The 16,147-nt window shown below is 55.9% G+C and carries 12 protein-coding genes and 1 pseudogene; 9 read left to right on the forward strand and 4 right to left on the reverse strand.

Annotated features, from left to right (window positions below; translation table 11 throughout):
* Positions 1-190 precede the first annotated feature (190 nt).
* Positions 191-808: pseudogene (locus M5B42_RS17430) on the forward strand (class I fructose-bisphosphate aldolase); the annotation flags it as partial.
* A gap of 298 nt (positions 809-1,106) precedes the next feature.
* On the opposite strand, the gene M5B42_RS17435 reads toward M5B42_RS17430, so the two are convergent.
* A complete protein-coding gene (locus M5B42_RS17435) occupies positions 1,107-2,123 on the reverse strand; it encodes a tyrosine-type recombinase/integrase (protein ID WP_248746541.1) in 1,017 nt (338 codons plus the stop codon).
* 186 nt (positions 2,124-2,309) lie between these two features.
* Between M5B42_RS17435 and M5B42_RS17440 the strand changes: the two genes are divergently transcribed.
* Positions 2,310-3,356: a DNA-binding protein gene (locus tag M5B42_RS17440; RefSeq protein WP_248746542.1), complete on the forward strand. Its 1,047-nt coding sequence runs from the start codon at positions 2,310-2,312 to the stop codon at positions 3,354-3,356.
* Between the two features lie 516 nt (positions 3,357-3,872).
* On the opposite strand, the gene M5B42_RS17450 is transcribed toward M5B42_RS17440, so the two are convergent.
* Positions 3,873-4,772, reverse strand: coding sequence for a LysR substrate-binding domain-containing protein (locus M5B42_RS17450; RefSeq protein WP_248746543.1), 900 nt, complete (start codon positions 4,770-4,772; stop codon positions 3,873-3,875).
* Positions 4,773-4,977: 205 nt separating this feature from the next.
* Between M5B42_RS17450 and M5B42_RS17455 the strand changes: the two genes are divergently transcribed.
* From M5B42_RS17455 to gabP, 7 genes are all read left to right on the forward strand, one after another.
* Positions 4,978-6,225 carry a sarcosine oxidase subunit beta family protein gene (locus M5B42_RS17455; RefSeq protein ID WP_248746544.1) on the forward strand — a complete coding sequence of 416 codons (1,248 nt, stop codon included), beginning with the start codon at positions 4,978-4,980 and terminating at the stop codon, positions 6,223-6,225.
* 23 nt (positions 6,226-6,248) lie between these two features.
* Positions 6,249-6,533: a sarcosine oxidase subunit delta gene (locus tag M5B42_RS17460; RefSeq protein ID WP_248746545.1), complete on the forward strand. Its 285-nt coding sequence runs from the start codon at positions 6,249-6,251 to the stop codon at positions 6,531-6,533.
* Entirely contained in the window at positions 6,530-9,532 is a 3,003-nt protein-coding gene (locus M5B42_RS17465) for a sarcosine oxidase subunit alpha family protein (protein WP_248746546.1), read from the forward strand. Before M5B42_RS17460 ends, M5B42_RS17465 begins: the two co-directional genes overlap by 4 nt.
* Positions 9,525-10,115, forward strand: coding sequence for a sarcosine oxidase subunit gamma family protein (locus tag M5B42_RS17470; protein WP_248746547.1), 591 nt, complete (start codon positions 9,525-9,527; stop codon positions 10,113-10,115). The genes M5B42_RS17465 and M5B42_RS17470 overlap by 8 nt, the downstream gene beginning before the upstream one ends.
* A gap of 47 nt (positions 10,116-10,162) precedes the next feature.
* Positions 10,163-11,011 carry a formyltetrahydrofolate deformylase gene (purU, locus tag M5B42_RS17475; RefSeq protein ID WP_248746548.1) on the forward strand — a complete coding sequence of 283 codons (849 nt, stop codon included), beginning with the start codon at positions 10,163-10,165 and terminating at the stop codon, positions 11,009-11,011.
* On the forward strand, positions 10,983-11,885 hold the full coding sequence (gene folD / locus M5B42_RS17480) for a bifunctional methylenetetrahydrofolate dehydrogenase/methenyltetrahydrofolate cyclohydrolase FolD (RefSeq protein ID WP_248746549.1): 903 nt from the start codon (positions 10,983-10,985) through the stop codon (positions 11,883-11,885). The genes purU and folD overlap by 29 nt, the downstream gene beginning before the upstream one ends.
* A gap of 103 nt (positions 11,886-11,988) precedes the next feature.
* Complete coding sequence (gabP, locus tag M5B42_RS17485; protein WP_248746550.1) at positions 11,989-13,398, forward strand: GABA permease; 1,410 nt, start codon at positions 11,989-11,991, stop codon at positions 13,396-13,398.
* Positions 13,399-13,730: 332 nt separating this feature from the next.
* On the opposite strand, the gene tnpC is transcribed toward gabP, so the two are convergent.
* On the reverse strand, positions 13,731-14,093 hold the full coding sequence (gene tnpC, locus M5B42_RS17490; protein WP_248746551.1) for a Tn3 family transposase post-transcriptional regulator TnpC: 363 nt from the start codon (positions 14,091-14,093) through the stop codon (positions 13,731-13,733).
* Positions 14,093-16,147, reverse strand: a 2,055-nt coding sequence (locus M5B42_RS17495; protein WP_248746552.1) for a Tn3 family transposase, incomplete at its 5' end; no start/stop codon positions are given. The genes tnpC and M5B42_RS17495, both read right to left, overlap by 1 nt.

The following is a 16,147-nucleotide window of genomic DNA, read 5'->3' on the forward strand; positions in this document are numbered from 1 at the left end:
TAAGCCGAAGTAGAGCGTGATATCAAATGGCTGTCAATGCATGGGCATAGAACAAAACGGACTTGATGTTTTTTATCCTGAGTATTAACGGGTGTCCAGGGCTGGGGCAGCTCTTTGGTGAATCTGGCGCTTCGGCCATCTTCTACACTGTGGCCAGCCGCCGGAAATCCTCTATTAACAAGGCGTCTCATTCAGTGACGCCCTGGGCGCCGCGGGTGTTATTCCAGGCATCAAAGTGGACATGGGGGCAACGGATCTGGCCGCTCATCCAGGAGAAAAAATCACCGAGGGCCTGGACGGGCTGCGCAACCGGCTCAAGGAATACTTTCAAATGGGCGCCCGGTTTGCCAAGTGGCGTGCGGTCATCACCGTGGGGAGCGGCATTCCCAGCAGCGGTTGCATCGAGGCCAACGCCCAGGCGCTGGCCCGTTATGCCGCGTTGTGCCAAGAGGAGGGGCTGGTGCCCATCGTCGAGCCGGAAGTGCTGATGGACGGTGAACATACCCTGCAACGGTGCGCCGAAGTAACGGAGGTGGTTCTGCGCATTGTTTTCAAACAGCTGCACGCCCAACGGGTGCTGCTCGAGGGGATGATCTTGAAACCGAATATGGTGCTTCCCGGCTTGGGATGCTCCACGCCGACAACGCTGGCCGCAGTGGCCGATGCAACCGTGAGCTGTCTGCGGCGAACCGTTCCCGCCGCTGTCCAGGGCGTTACATTCTTGTCAGGAGGACAATCGGCAGAGCTGGCCTCGGTGGCGATCATCGCACGATGGAACGCGTTATCAGAGCAGGTTGGAAACGACTAAATCACACAATGATCATCGGAACTGGCGCCTTTTTCAGTTACCTTTTCGACCATACGACCTCATCGTCGACCGCATAAGGTCGACAGTCTCGATGGGCTTTTGCACATTCATCCAAAGCAGTTTGCAGTGGTTCGTGACCGCCGGCCGATGCAGACCAGCCGCCATCGGGGGCGATGGTAAAAGCGCGTGGCTTTTTAAGGGGTCATGCCGAGATAAGGGAAAATTAGGACATTAGGTCTATAATATTATGTTTTTAATTGCTTTTTTATTTTTTGCAAACTCGGCTTCAGAACTTGGGCTAGGTTGATGGTTTACGTCGTAATAACGAGCCAGCGGCGTTTTCTTCGAAGGCTCTAGCCTCCTCGATATAGCCGTGTACGGTGCCATCGTGCCGCCAGCCACCCTGGCGTTTGATCTCGAGGAAATCCGCCCCAGCTCGGTGAGCGCTGGTGGCCAGCCCTCGGCGCAGGCTGTGGCTGCTCATTTTGGGTGCGTACAGCACACCTGCCTCTTGAGCACGGGTTGTCAGGATAGCGTTGACACTCCCCTCGTGTAGCGCCACATCGCCGACGCTGCCCCAGCGGCTGATACGCCGGAACAGCGGTCCCTGTTCGATCTGAGCGACATCCAGCCAGCACCGTAATGCCTTCGCTGGGCAGCAGAGGCTGTCACCATAAGGGATTGCCTTGTCCAGCCCCTCGCCCTCTTGATCGGTTTTGGAGCGCGGCAGCGTGATCTGGAGACCTTCCGGCTCCCACAGCAAGTATTGAACCTCCAACGTGACCAGCTCGCTGCGGCGGAACGCTCCAAAATAGCCCACCTGCAGCAATGCACTATCACGCAGCGCGGCGAGCCCTTCGAGCGTGTTCAGGTACGCCACGATGAGCTCGAGATCCTCCAACAGTAAGGCTTTGGCCTTTTGCCGCGGGCGCCCGTTCACTCGCTCAATCCCGCGCAAAGTCTTGCGTACCGTGGCGCTGGCAGCGGGGTCAGGAAAACCCTGATAGCGGTGCCATTGCGACAGCGCGGTGAGGCGCAGGGCCAAGGTGCGCGGATTCAGCTTTTGCGCGAAGGCCAGCAGGTAGCGAATCACCATGGCTTCATCGCAGGGCAGCACGCCGCCCCAGGCCTGAAAGTGGCGGATGGCCGAGCGGTAGGTGCGACGGGTGTTGTCGGTGGTGGCCGCCGTGAGAAAGCGTTGGTGTTGCTGGGTCAACTGCTCGGGGGTGGTGAGCGTACCGTGGGTACTCGCAAGCGCCGCCGGTTCGTCGAGCCGCACCGGGGAGATGTTTTCATCGTTATTGCTTGCCGTCATCACGAAGCGCCTGTTTAGGCCATGTGTACCGCAGATTATAGACGCGACCGTCGATCGTAACGACTTAACTCACGATAACCCCGCTTATCGAGGGTTATTCGGCTGTTTTCCCGTGGTGTTCTATTCTGTACTTAAAGTGATGTATTACGTTTGCCATAATACGATACGAAAAAATCCGAGGTGTCCATGGCTCGTTCCGGTGTCCTCTATGTGCATGTCGCCAATGCGGCGGCCCGACTCGTGGCCGAGGGCAAGAACCCGACGATTGACAGCATCCGCGCCGCCTTGGGCGGAACCGGCAGCAAAAGCACCCTGGCCCCCTTGTTAAAACGCTGGAAAACCGCGCATCCAGGCACGCTGGCCCAGGCCGAGCTTGGATTGCCGGCCGAGCTGGTCCTGGCGGTGAAAGGTGTGTACGAAAAAGTTCAGACGGAGGCGGCCCTGCAAGTCGAGCAGGCTGAACAGCTGCATCAGACAGCCACCGCAGCGTTGCAGGAGCAGTTGCAGCAAGCTTGCGTGGAGCACGACGCGTTACTCACCGCTCAGGGGCAGCAAGCCCAAGTGCTGGCAGCCGCCACTACGCGCAGTCAAGGGCTAGCTGAAACCGTGCAGCGTCAGGAGGTGATCTTGGCCAGCCTGGGCAGTGAAAAGCTCGGCCTCGAACAGCGCTTGATTGACCGTGCCGGCGAGGTGGCCTCACTGACCCAACAACTGCAACAAACGCGGGGGCAATTTGAGCATTACCAGGTGTCGGTCGCTCAACAACGCGCCGACGAGCGCCAGAGCGCTGAACAACGCCACCAGCGCCTGGAACACGAACTGGCTGAACTCCGACAACGTCTGCTCATTCAGCAAGCACGCCTGGGCGAGTTGCAAGCTCAGGAGCAACGTCTGACACAAGACAACGACCACCTGCAGGACACCCTGCTCATAACCCAGGATGCGCTCACGCAGAGCCGAAGCGCGAATGAGCAGGTGGTCTATCAACTCACCGAGCTGAAGCAGATGCATCAGGCACTGGAACAGCGCCATGTCAATGGCGAGCAGCGTTTGGCTGAGATGCAGACGACCCTGGCCGTGGTCGAGAGGGAGCGGAGCCTTCTGGCGGAACGCTTCACCCAGGCTGAAACCCAATTGACCGGGCTGGCTGAAGAAAAGCAGCTCCTGCTGCAGGAGAAGGCGGTGCTATCCAGTCAACTCGCGGAGTTCAGGACTGAGGGTGGCAGGCCCTGATCCGAGCAATGCTCCCTGGGTGTTGGTCCATTTCCTGACACCGCGCCTGCTCGCCGCCTTTTGCGCACGATGCGAGCACTTTACGGGTGCACATGAACCGCAACTGTATTCAGGCATTGCGCCAGTCACTGAGCGCAACGGCAAAAAGAGTTGGGTACACCGGCGGTGGCAGCGTCCGCCAGGCGCTTGTGGAATGGTCGTGGGTAATTGCACAGACTTGCCCATTTGTTTGCATTCGACCTGACCAGCCATTTGCACCGGATTTGACCTGCACACTTCGTGGCCATGGCCGGCAAAGAACGACCAGTTCTCAGCCGGCCCTCACTACGGCGCCTGCTGGTCAAGTCGAATGCAGCGCCTTTTACCGACAGTAACGCGATAAAAACGGCTGTCCGTGCGCGGGCACTCATGTGGATTTGAATTCTTTTCCGCTGCTGGCTGATCCGGGCGCCTTACGACAAGCCAAGGTACCTCAACGCGTTGAGGCAACGTCTTTGCTCGCAAAATTCGACTCACCTAGCTGACGTTGGCCAACAGCCATTCTTTGAACGTGCGAGCTGACTCCGACAGTGATTGGGATCGGGGGTGGACGAGATAATCGTCTATACCCGTTGCATAGAACGAATCACTGACCCTGCGAATTTCACCTTTACGCAGAAGCTCTTCGGTCATGAATTCCCAGCCCAAGCCAATACCCATTCCCTGAAGAGTGGCATTCAGAGCAAGGGTGACCTGGTTGAACAGTTGAGCGTTTTTGGGGATCGCATAATCGATTCCAAAGTTGGCAAACCAGTTGATCCAGGTCGGCCAGTGCCATGCGCTCGGATCCAGGTGAATGAGTCGCTGAGAAAGAAGTTCTTCCGGCGAGAGGTTGCCCTGCAAGGGGTAGTCGACATGGCAAACAGGATAAATTCGCTCCTTGAACAGTAGATGGCTGTCCAGCGGGGCGCGCCATTGGTTGTCGCCATTCAAGATCCCAAAATCAAACTGCAAACAGGATTGCTCGGTCACTTCATTGACGGCATAAATGTTGATTGTGATGTCGGGATGTTCCACGTTGAAACGCGTAATACGTGGGAACAGCCAGTAATGTGAAACTGCGTGGGTGCAAGTCACCGTGACGCTTTTTACGTCCGACCAACGCCGTATGCGTGCCACCGAGTCATTCAGATTCTGAAAAATAGCGGTGATATCGCTTTGGAACTGGAGCCCTGCTTCGGTCAATTGCACCATCCGTGGCTCACGGGAAAAGAGTGCAACGCCCAGATTTTCCTCCAGCATTTGGATCTGCTTGCTCACCGCACTCTGCGTGACAAAAAGTTCTGCGGCTGCCTTGGTGAAGCTCCCATGGCGTGCCGCCGCCTCGAAAAAAACCAAAGCACCAAGCGGAGGAAGAGATCGAAAGGAGGTCTTCATTCTGAGCGCACCGTGTGGCCAAGCCTAATAAGCCTGCCAGACTAATACATTCCTTCATGGCATGCCACGATGCCAAGATATCCTTTGTTCTCCTTCCTGTGTTCCCCGATATTGAAGCCATCAGCCGTATCCCATTACGGACGCAGAAATCTTGTTGGCGGGCTGCTTCATTCCCGCTGCGGCTCCCCTGAACACAGGAATGGCTATGCAATATTCAGCTTGGCGCTTATTTAAAGAAGGTCTGTCCAATCACCAGAATTGGCCGGAAACGTGGGCTACTAAAACTGCCAAGCCACGGTATGACGTGGTCATCGTAGGCGGGGGCGGCCATGGTTTGGCAACCGCCTACTACCTGGCAAAAAACCACGGCATCCGAAATGTCGCAGTGTTGGAAAAGGGCTACATTGGTGGCGGGAACTCGGGACGCAATACCACCCTTGTTCGCTCCAACTACCTGTGGAATGAGTCCTCCCGCTTCTATGAGCATTCCTTAAAATTATGGGAAGACCTGACCCAGGACATCAACTACAACGTCATGTTCAGTCAGCGTGGCATCTACTCGCTGGGTCATAGCCTGCAAGACATGCGTGACATGGAGCGTCGCGTCAGTGCGAACGTGCTCAATGACATCGATGCTGAAATGGTGAGCCTGGAGGAACTGAAGGATCGGATCCCCCACCTGAATCTTTCGGACAAAGCTCGTTATCCAGTCATGGGTGCCGCCTATCAAGCTCGCGGCGGCACGGCTCGGCACGATGCCGTAGTCTGGGGGTTCGCCCGAGCCGCGTCGCGCCTGGGCGTCGACATCATCCAAGGATGCGAAGTCCTCGATTTCGAGCGTGAGAACGATCAGATCAAGTCGGTCAAAACCAACCAGGGCGTGATCAGGGCTGACAAGGTTGCGATTGTGGTGGCTGGTCACACGTCGGTACTGGCCAATAAGGCCGGGGTGCGCTTGCCCATATCCAGTCACCCTTTGCAGGCCTTTGTATCCGAGCCCATGAAACCAGTGCTCGATACCGTAGTAATGTCCAATGCCGTGCATGGCTACATCAGCCAGTCTGACAAGGGCGACCTGGTCATAGGCGCGGGTATCGATAGCTACAACGGCTATTCGCAGCGAGGCAGCCCCCACGTGATCGAGCATACCGCGCAAGCGATCCTCGAACTGTTCCCTTGCTTCAGCCGTGTCCGGATGAACCGCCAATGGGCCGGCATCGTAGACACCTGCCCGGACGCCTGCCCGATCATTAGCAAGACCAAGGTGAAAGGCTTGTACGTAAACGGCGGCTGGGGCACAGGAGGGTTCAAGGCGACGCCAGGATCTGGACACGTCTTCGCAGCCACCATCGCCAACGACCATCCCCATCCACTGGCAGAACCCTTCAGCATCGAGCGGTTTAGCACAGGGCATTTGATTGATGAGCACGGTGCCGCCGGCGTCGCCCACTGATCCCTATTTAGCGCAGGTCAACCATGTTACGCATCCATTGCCCGCACTGCGGGGAGCTACGTGACGAAGAGGAATTCGTCTATCGGGGCGAAGCCTTTATCGAACGCCCCCTCGATCCGGAAGCGCTCAACGACGAGCAGTTCGGTGACTACCTGTTCATGCGCGAAAACCCCATGGGGTTGATGTACGAGAACTGGTATCACGCCGGCGGTTGCCGCCACTTCCTGGTCGCTGCCCGGAACAACGTCACCAATGAAATCCATGGCAGCTGGATCATGGCCGAAGCACCAAAGGGAGGCCGAAAGTGAAAACATTTCGGATGAGCAGTACCGGTGCCCACGAATGGGTGGATCGCAATCGTGTGATCAACTTCACGTGGAACGACATCCCTCTCCAGGGAGTGGCAGGAGACACCCTGGCTTCGGCGCTGCTGGCCAATGGCGTCGAAACCGTTGGCTGCAGCTTCAAGTATGGACGCCCAAGAGGCATCGTGTCCGCCGGTGTCGAAGAGCCGAATGCGCTCGTCGCACTGGAGCAGGAGGGATACTACGTACCCAACGTCAAGGCGACAGAAGTCGAGCTGTACGAAGGGCTGCGCGCTCGCTCGGCGACGGCGGATCCAGCTGGGCCGAAAGACGTCAAGGCATTGTTCAAGCCGCTGCACCGCTTCATGCCAGTCGGCTTCTACTACAAAACCTTCCAGAAGCCCAAGCGCCTCTGGCCTCACTACGAGCACTTCCTGCGAAAAATGGCGGGTTTCGCTCCGTCAGCCACCGAGGTGGATGCAGAAACCTACGACCATAACCATATCCACGCGGATGTAGCGATTGTCGGTGGCGGTTCGGCGGGACTCGCTGCGGCTTTGGAAATTGGACTGTCAGGCTGCGCCGTCGTGCTGGTCGATGAGCGTCAACGCCTGGGCGGCAATTGGTTCTTGGACGCCGAGGCACAAGTAGAGGGGGAAGCCGCTGCACGGTGGATTACCGACGCTATCGCTCGCCTGAAGAAAATGCCCAACGTGCGCTTGCTTACTCGCACGACAGCCTATGCACTAATGGATCACAACCTGATACAAGCCCTCGAACGGGTACAGGATCATGTGCCAATCGCCCGTCGTAAAGAAGGCGTGAGACAGAGGCTTCATAAGATTCGTGCCACACGCGTCATTCTTGCGACCGGTTCCCATGAGCGTCTGTTGGCGTTCGACAATAACGATTTGCCCGGTATTTTTCAGGCGAGCGCACTGCAAAGCTACATGCAGTTGCAAGGTGTGCTGCCGGGGCGCTCGGTCACTGTGTTCACCAACAACGACAGTGGCTACGCCTTGGTTAAAGATCTGCTCCAGCGGGGGCAATCTGTAACCGCCGTCATCGATTGCCGTGCTGCAATTTCGGCAGATCTAAAGTCGCTGCTGAATACGCACCGCATTGCGCTCCACCTTGGATCCGCTGTTATGTCGGCCAAGGGATGTGGGCGTCTTGAATCCGTTGAGCTGCAAGCAGTCAGCCTTGACGTTCATTGTTCATGGATTAACTCGGGCCGGATCTCACGCATTGAAACTGACTTGCTCGCAATCGCGGGTGGGTGGAGTCCGGTTGTGCATCTTGACTGTCATACCGGTGCCAAGCCTGTCTGGTCTGACAAAGCATGCGCGTTCTTGCCCACCACCGATGGGAGGGATCGCAGTTATGCAGGCGCTTTGATGGGCCTGGTGCAAACGTCTGACTGTGTGGCTTCAGGACGTAATGCTGCGCGGGAAACACTCTTGGCCATGGGGCAGAATGCGGCTCCTGCCGAGTCTGTAAATACCGATCACTCTATCAACTGTGCTCCCTTTTTCCGCAGCCCCGGCTGGAACGGCAAACAGTTCGTGGACTTGCAGAACGATGTGATGTCGAAAGACATCGCCTTGGCAATCCGCGAAAACTTCCGCAGCATTGAACATATCAAGCGTTACACCGCATTAGGCTTCGGAACCGATCAAGGCAAAACGGGCAACGTCGTGGGTGTGGCGATTGCGAGTGAGGTCATGGGCATCTCCATGTCGCTGGTGGGAACCACAACTTACCGCCCGGCCTATACACCGGTCACTTTTGGCGCGCTCGCGGGAGAGTTTGTAGGTGATCTGTTCTTGCCGGAGCGTCACACGCCGATGCATTTCTGGCATCTGGCTCACGGGGCAGAATGGGAAAATGTCGGTCAGTGGAAGCGTCCCTGGTACTTCCCCCGCTTGGGTGAAGACCTGCATGAAGCAGTTCACCGCGAGTGCCTTGCCGTTCGTGAAGGCGTAGCGATGATGGACGCCTCGACCCTTGGCAAGATTGACATCCAAGGGCCCGACGCGCGCGAGTTCCTCAACCGCATCCTTCCCAACGATTGGTCGACGATCAAGCGTGGCCAGTGCCGCTATACCGTCATGCTTGATGAAAACGGCATGGTGATAGACGACGGAGTGACCGCGTGCCTGGGTGACCAGCATTTCATCATGACCACGACCACGGGCGGCGCTGCGAGCATGTTCGTGAACCTCGAAGCGTGGCTGAAAACCGAATGGCCAGAACTGCGTGTTTACCTAACGTCGGTGACCGATCACTGGAGCACTACCGCCCTGGTGGGCGAACACAGCCGAGCTGTTCTGAAATCCCTTTGCCCTGAGCTGCATGTGGAGAATGAAGCGTTTCCTTTCATGCACTGGCGGGAATCGAAGATTCTCGGGGTGCCGGTAATGATCATGCGCATCAGCTTCTCCGGTGAGTTGGCCTATGAAATCAATGCACAGGCCAACTATGGCGAGGCCGTCTGGGATGCGATCTATCGTGCAGGCCAGCCTTACTCCATTACGCCTTATGGGACTGAAAGCCTGCACGTTCTGCGGGCCGAAAAAGGCTTCCCGATCATAGGGCAAGACACCGACGGCTCGGTCTCTCCGATGGATCTGGGAATGAACTGGATCTTGTCGAAAAAGAAACCACACAGTCACCTGGGCAAGCGTGCGCTGGCAAGACCTTACATGAACAAGCCTGATCGGAAGCATTTCGTGGGACTACTCACGGATGACCCCAAGACCGTCATTCCTGAGGGATCGCAGATCATTGATGCCGTGGACAGCAAGACGTCCATTGGCCATGTGACCTCCAGCTACTTCAGCCCGATCCTCAACCGGTCTATTGCGTTGGCGATGCTTGAGGGCGGGCGTCAACGGCAAGACCAACAGGTGTTTGCAGCCCATCACAGCGGCCTGCGGATTTCGGCCAAAGTTAGCGACACCGTTTTCTATGACAAAGAGGGAGCACGTCAAAATGTCTGAATTGGCACGCTATCGCACGGCCCTTGAGCCATTTACGGAAGAGTTGGCTGCCCTGGCCACCGCGCAATTGTCGATTTCCGAAAAGCGTGAGCACGGATTCATCACCCTGCGAGGCGAGCTTCATTCTCCGGCAGTTGAGCAGGATTACGCACGACTGGGCCTCAAGGCTCCCTCACAGCCGTTGAGCTACACCGGCGAAGCCAGGGCGCGACTGTTGTGGGTGTCCCCGGATGAGTGCCTCTTGGTGTGTGCACCCGGAACCAAACAACACTGGCTCGAACGACTCACCGACCCGTCGATCCAGGCCTTGGCGGTCATCGATACGTCTGGCACCTACAGCTATCTGGAGCTGTCAGGCGAGCAAGTTGAGGCATGTCTTGGCAAGGTTTGCCCCTACAACTTTGGTGCAGGCTCCTTTCCCGTCGGGAAGGTCGTAGGGTCGGTCATCAAGGGTATCCCCTGCATGTTCGTAAGGGTTGAACCCTACCGATTCCAGGTTCTCGTTCGCTTCTCGTTTGCCAACTACGTGTTCCGCTTGCTCAGCCATGCCACGGCGGAGTTCAACCAACGGCACTCGGCATGAAGACTCAATCCGTCCAAACCAAAGCAGTATCGTCAAAGGAGACTCCCATGAGAAAGCTTGTGTTGACCTTGGCCTGTGATGACCGAAAGGGAATCGTGGCCGCTGTTGGTAACTTCATCGCCGCACAAAGCGGAAACATCATGGAGAGTGGGCAATACGTTGATACGGACAACAATCGCTTTTTCATGCGGGTGTGTTTCGTGCTGGGCCATGGCATGACAGCGGATGATTTCCGCAACGGCTTTGAGCCGGTAGCGCTGGCTTACGGCATGGAGTGGAAGGCCTACGACATGGACGTCAAACCACGCGTCATGATCATGGTGTCTCAGCTGGGTCATTGCCTGAATGATCTTCTGTACCGCAACAGCATCCAGCAACTACCGATGGAGCTGGTATCGATCGTATCCAACCACGACCGCTTTCAACGTCGTGCTGAACACGAAAACATTCCCTTCTACCATCTGCCGGTCAGTGCCGAGAACAAGGTTGCGCAGGAAGAACGCCTTCTTGAGCTGGTTCGTGAGCAAAAGATCGACCTCGTCATCCTTGCTCGCTACATGCAGGTATTGACCGACGATTTATCGCGCGAGCTGGCCGGTCAGGTCATCAACATTCACCACTCGTTTTTGCCGAGCTTCAAAGGCGCACGCCCCTATCACCAAGCCCACAAGCGCGGCGTGAAACTCATTGGTGCGACGGCTCACTATGTGACGGCTGACCTGGATGAGGGGCCGATCATCGAGCAGAACGTGCAGCGGATCGATCACGCAATAACGGCAGACGAAATGGTTGCCATCGGGCGCGACACTGAGTGTCAGGTGCTGTCCCGCGCAGTCAAACTCCACCTCGAACACAGGATTTTGCTCAATGAAGATCGCACCGTCATTTTCCGCTGATTCCCCGCTTGTCGTTGACGGCAAAGCAGCCGCTCAAAAGGTGTTGAGTGAGGTTCGTCAACGCGTCGAGCTTGAAGGATTCAGGCCGGGATTGGCGGTCATATTGGTGGGCAGTGATCCCGCCAGTGCTGTGTACGTTAGGAACAAAAGCGTGCAAGCCGAAGCATGCGGATTTCTATCCCGGCAGTACGACTTATCGGAAGAGACACCCGAAGAACATTTGTTATCACTGATAACGAAGCTGAACGGTGACCCTGAAATCCACGGCATCCTCGTCCAACTGCCCTTGCCACGGCATATCGATGCGTCAAAAGTGATCCAGGCAATTCACCCGCTGAAGGATGTAGATGGCTTTCACTACATGAACGTCGGTCACCTAGCGACTGGTAGCGTGAGTGACGCATTAATCCCATGCACTCCATCGGGTGCGTTGGTGCTCATTCATCAAGTGTTAGGCAATAACCTGAGTGGTAAGCACGCGGTGATCGTCGGGCGCTCGAACATAGTTGGTAAACCGATGGCTAGCCTTCTGTTACAGCAAAACTGCACCGTGACGATTGTTCACAGTCATACGCCAGATCCTGCCGCTATCGCTCGGCAGGCAGACATACTCATTGCAGCTGTGGGTGTTCCAAAGCTGATTACGGCTGATTGGATCAAACCTGGAGCAGTGGTCATCGATGTTGGCATCAACCGAATCGACAGTGATGGTAAGTCACGTTTGGTCGGCGACGTTGATTATGAGGCAGCGCTGACACGTGCTTTTGCAGTTACGCCAGTACCTGGCGGTGTTGGCCCAATGACCATTGCACTGCTCATGCGCAACACGTTGGACGCAGGATTAAGGATTAGACGCAAGAACGCTAAGTGCTGAAGAAGATCGCCTAGGAGGCGACTTCGACATAACAACGATGTGCTTACTGAGCAACTTTAACTGCCACCTGAAACGCAAACTATAAATAAAGGTGTAAAGCTCAATGTCCAATTCTATTTCCGGGCAGGGCGCATTGGCGCCCGGCTTTAAGCAAAGACACATCACGATGCTGTCCATCGCCGGGATCATTGGCGCAGGACTTTTCATAGGTTCCGGGCATGCAATTGCCGTAGCGGGGCCAGCCGTCATATTGGCTTACGTCATGGCTGGGGCATTGGTTATCCTGGTCATGCGCATGCTTGGCGAAATGGCCGTGGCTTCGCCGGACACAGGCTCATTTTCCACCTATGCCGATAAGGCTATCGGCCCATGGGCAGGTTTCACGATTGGCTGGCTGTACTGGTGGTTCTGGGTGCTGGTTATCCCCTTGGAAGCCATCGCTGCCGCCGCTGTATTGAACAGCTGGTTTCCAGGTATCGAGACATGGTTTTTTGCCTTCGGCATCACTGCGTTTTTGACGGTGACCAACTTGTTCAGTGTTGCAAAGTACGGCGAGTTTGAGTTCTGGTTTGCCATGTTGAAGATCGTTGCGATCATCGCCTTCATCGCTTTGGGGGCTGCCGTACTCCTGGGGTTTGTCCCGGAGCGAAGCGCGAGCGGGATAAGTCAACTGATTTCCACTCACGGCGGCTTTATGCCTAATGGTTTTGGAGCCGTGATCGGTGCATTGCTCACAACGATGTTCAGCTTCATTGGCACTGAAGCGGTCACAATTGCAGCCGCTGAATCTAAAGACCCCGCCCGCAACATCGCTAAAGCGACGAAGTCAGTCATTTGGCGGATCTGCTTGTTCTACCTGGCATCCATTTTCATAATCGTCTCCATCGTAGCGTGGAACGACCCGTTGCTGCCCGTACAGGGATCGTACCAGCGGGCGTTGGAGCTAATGAATATTCCACATGCCAAGGCGATGGTCGACATGGTGGTTCTGGTCGCGGTGGCCAGCTGCTTGAACTCGGCGATCTACATCTCATCAAGGATGGTTTTTTCACTCAGCAAGCGCGGGGATGCGCCGAAGATGCTGGGTAAGACATCGCGTCAAGGTGTTCCGTTCATGGCCGTACTCGCCAGCACGGCAATCGGCTTAATCACCACAGCGTTGAATTTTTTTGCGCCGACAGAAGTCTTCAACTTCCTCTTGGCAAGTTCCGGAGCCATTGCGTTGCTGGTTTATCTAGTGATCGCGGTCTGCCAACTGCGCATGCGCTATAGGCTTGAACGTAGCCGTCAGCCAATAAAACTCAAGATGTGGATGTTTCCTGTGCTCACCTGGCTGGTCATCGTATTCATTCTCGGTGCATTGACAACGATGGTTGTATTACCGGCACATCGAGGTGAAGTTTCGGCGACCGCATTATTGTCCATAGTGATCACGGCGCTTGGGTTGCTGAATCAAAGGAAGCGGTCGAATCTGAAAGGGATAAGTGAGCGGAGCTTTAGTAGCCACTCTTGAGCGCCGTCGATTAAGGTCAGCGGTATTATTGAGTGCGCACGCCCAGCGGTGTAAACGGCGTTCCAGGAGGAAGACGGCCTAGAACAACGTCGAAGCTAGAGGAGTTGCCGTGGCGGGTTGAAGGAGATCTGGATTCTACAACCCATTGCACCTTCGCAAGCACACTGTATTCACAAGTCAGAGGTGGCCGATGCGATCAGAGCGCTGCAAGGACCGGTCGATACCTAGCATCAAATGTACTGTGTATTCGCTCATGCAGGTCACGGCCATTATCCTCGTAACGCTCAGGAGAAAAGTGCACCGCCAAAACCTCGTCCTTGTGCAGCTCTTGACTAGTCCTGATAGCCAGGAGCAAGTGCTGCTAAAGGAGCCAGGTATTTAGAAACCGCTTGCAAGCATGAACATAACGCAGAAATATCCTCTTGGAGGGCCATCGCCTGTTCCCAAATACTGTCGACATCACTGGTAGCCACGGTGAGGGGGAAACCTTCCAGTACCGTCATGGCCATGGCATGCAGGCGTAAGAAGTCGTCCCGAATGCTGCCGCCCCCTCCGATTTCAGCAAGACAGGCATCCAGCCGGTCGACCAAGTTAAGCAATTGAGAGGTGTCGTAGCTCGCGCGCAGAGAGTCGAGTGCCTTGGTATCGACGTCCCCATAGGGTGTCACTCGAAACGAAGCCGGCGGGATGTCCATCAATTCGCCTCCTCAACTTTGCTATTGGGCATCTGTTGCGCACGCATTGAGCCCGCAGCCTGCTGGAAAATGGAATCCTTGATCCAGGGCTCCGGTGGGCGCTTGAGTTTCAGGTTGAACTCCCCAAAGCGTTTGACATTGCTAGTCAGGTAGGGGCTGAGAAACGATACATCTTCATCGGTAAACTGCCAGCCATCACGGGCGAGCTTTTGCAGGATGCGCATCATGTCGACGGTGTTCTGCAAGATCACCGAGGACGCGATCATATCGTTGTAGCGCAAGCGCTTCTGTTGCTCATCTGGATCGTTCTCGGCGATCACATCGCCGCCGAAGGACAGCCACTTCGAGAAACCGTTGTAGGACTCGATCTTGTTGGTATTGGCGGTTACTTCTTGGCGCAATTCACGATTGCCAATCCATTTGAGTAGGAAAACGGTCCGGATCACACATCCCAGCTCCTGCGCTGCATGGTAGAGCTTGTTGCGCCGACTGTAAGAACCGAGTTTACGCAGCAGCATTGGCGAGGATATTTTGCCAGCCTGAATCGACAGCGCCACCTGCATCAGATCCTGCCAATGGGTTTCTATCTGGCTCCAGTTGACGGTATCAGTGAAGAGGCTGTTGATATGCTTGTACTTGGCCGAGCGATCGGGCCGATACATGACCAGGTTGCGCCAGTTGCGGATGCGAGGCATTAAATTGATACCCAGTAAATGGGTGAATGCAAACACCGTCGCAGACTGGCCTTGAGTGTCTGAATAAACCGTATCGACTTCAACACTATGATCCGCTTTCAGCAAGCCCTCGATGACATAGATAGCCTCCCAGATGCCCGGTGGGATGAAGTGCTGAAAGACAGCAATGTAGTTATTTGCCACATGCCGGTAGGCGACGGCGCCCATCTTGCGATAACGGAAGTGGTAGCCCGCGAGCAAGTTTTCATCGTAGAAATCGAACTGAGTTCCGTCCGCAGCAACAGCTTTGCCGTCTCCCCATAGTTTGGGCAGATCGAGCTGGAGATAGAGCTCGACCAACTCCCGGTTGGCCTTATCCAGCTTGTCGAGTGGCAGGTGCCGACGATTGGTGTAGGACAGCATGTGTGGGGTCACATTACCCGCCAGATGGCGAGCAGCCTGATTCGGTCCTAGGTTGCAACCCATGGCGAAGATCGTCATCAGGTAGCGCTCGGCCGGTTCCTTTAGCTTGGGATCGCTACCGGACATCGGTCCGAAATGGCGGGTGAATTGAATCCAATGTTCGATGTTTGCCATGATGTCGAGCACATGCCTGGCGGGCATACGCTGAGTAATCGCCGTTTGTAGCGAGATCGCTGAAGGAGGGATGTCACGGGCGACTACGCGCCGTAGCACTGGTTCGCCCGCCTCATTAATCGACACGTCACCACGGCAGCTGGGGAATTTGTCATCCAGTTGCTTAGCGGTACTTTCAAGTTGCTCCTTCAAGCTGGCGACAAACTCTTTGGCGGTACTCGGCAGGCCAACCTTTTCGCAGTACTCTGGCAAACGCACCAGACACTCATCCCAAGGCAGCAACTGTTTGCGGTAGTCCGCAAACGACTCCGAGCCCAGTACACAGATATCGCCAGAGCGAAGTTCGTTGGCTAGGTGGGAAAACACACAGACTTCAAGGAAGCGCCGGTTGGTTGGTGGCCCTTCGCTGGATGATCGCCGGACGACTTTCATCCAGCGGTCCGACGCAAACGACAAGTCCACATGCTCGTCGACCCACTCCCTATGCAGGTTCTCGTTATCCTGTACCAACAACAGAGCCTCGATCAGCGAGCGGTCCTGGGTTGTTGGCTCCAGCTGCAACAGGTGACTCAAACGGAACAGCAATGAGCGATGAGACTTGAAGTGCTTCCAGAGTAGCGGGAAATAGTTATTGCCGCCCGTGGCCTGAACCTCGGCACAGGCCTCGCGAAGACGGTCAATATTCCCTTCAGGTGAGAGGTACTCTCGGATCAGGCTCCCAGCTTCCTGGTCGTCCGGCTCCTGCGCCAAAATTTCAAGTACTCCTCCTAAGGTTCCAACCAG

The organism is Pseudomonas sp. MWU12-2037 (genome assembly GCF_023242345.1).
Classification (GTDB): domain Bacteria; phylum Pseudomonadota; class Gammaproteobacteria; order Pseudomonadales; family Pseudomonadaceae; genus Aquipseudomonas; species Aquipseudomonas gingeri_D.

Coding starts and splice junctions, on each gene's coding strand:
- M5B42_RS17435 (WP_248746541.1), bottom strand. CDS start 2,123: ATGACGGCAAGCAATAACGATGAAAACATCTCCCCGGTGCGGCTCGAC.
- M5B42_RS17440 (WP_248746542.1), top strand. CDS start 2,310: ATGGCTCGTTCCGGTGTCCTCTATGTGCATGTCGCCAATGCGGCGGCC.
- M5B42_RS17450 (WP_248746543.1), bottom strand. CDS start 4,772: ATGAAGACCTCCTTTCGATCTCTTCCTCCGCTTGGTGCTTTGGTTTTT.
- M5B42_RS17455 (WP_248746544.1), top strand. CDS start 4,978: ATGCAATATTCAGCTTGGCGCTTATTTAAAGAAGGTCTGTCCAATCAC.
- M5B42_RS17460 (WP_248746545.1), top strand. CDS start 6,249: ATGTTACGCATCCATTGCCCGCACTGCGGGGAGCTACGTGACGAAGAG.
- M5B42_RS17470 (WP_248746547.1), top strand. CDS start 9,525: ATGTCTGAATTGGCACGCTATCGCACGGCCCTTGAGCCATTTACGGAA.
- purU (WP_248746548.1), top strand. CDS start 10,163: ATGAGAAAGCTTGTGTTGACCTTGGCCTGTGATGACCGAAAGGGAATC.
- folD (WP_248746549.1), top strand. CDS start 10,983: ATGAAGATCGCACCGTCATTTTCCGCTGATTCCCCGCTTGTCGTTGAC.
- gabP (WP_248746550.1), top strand. CDS start 11,989: ATGTCCAATTCTATTTCCGGGCAGGGCGCATTGGCGCCCGGCTTTAAG.
- tnpC (WP_248746551.1), bottom strand. CDS start 14,093: ATGGACATCCCGCCGGCTTCGTTTCGAGTGACACCCTATGGGGACGTC.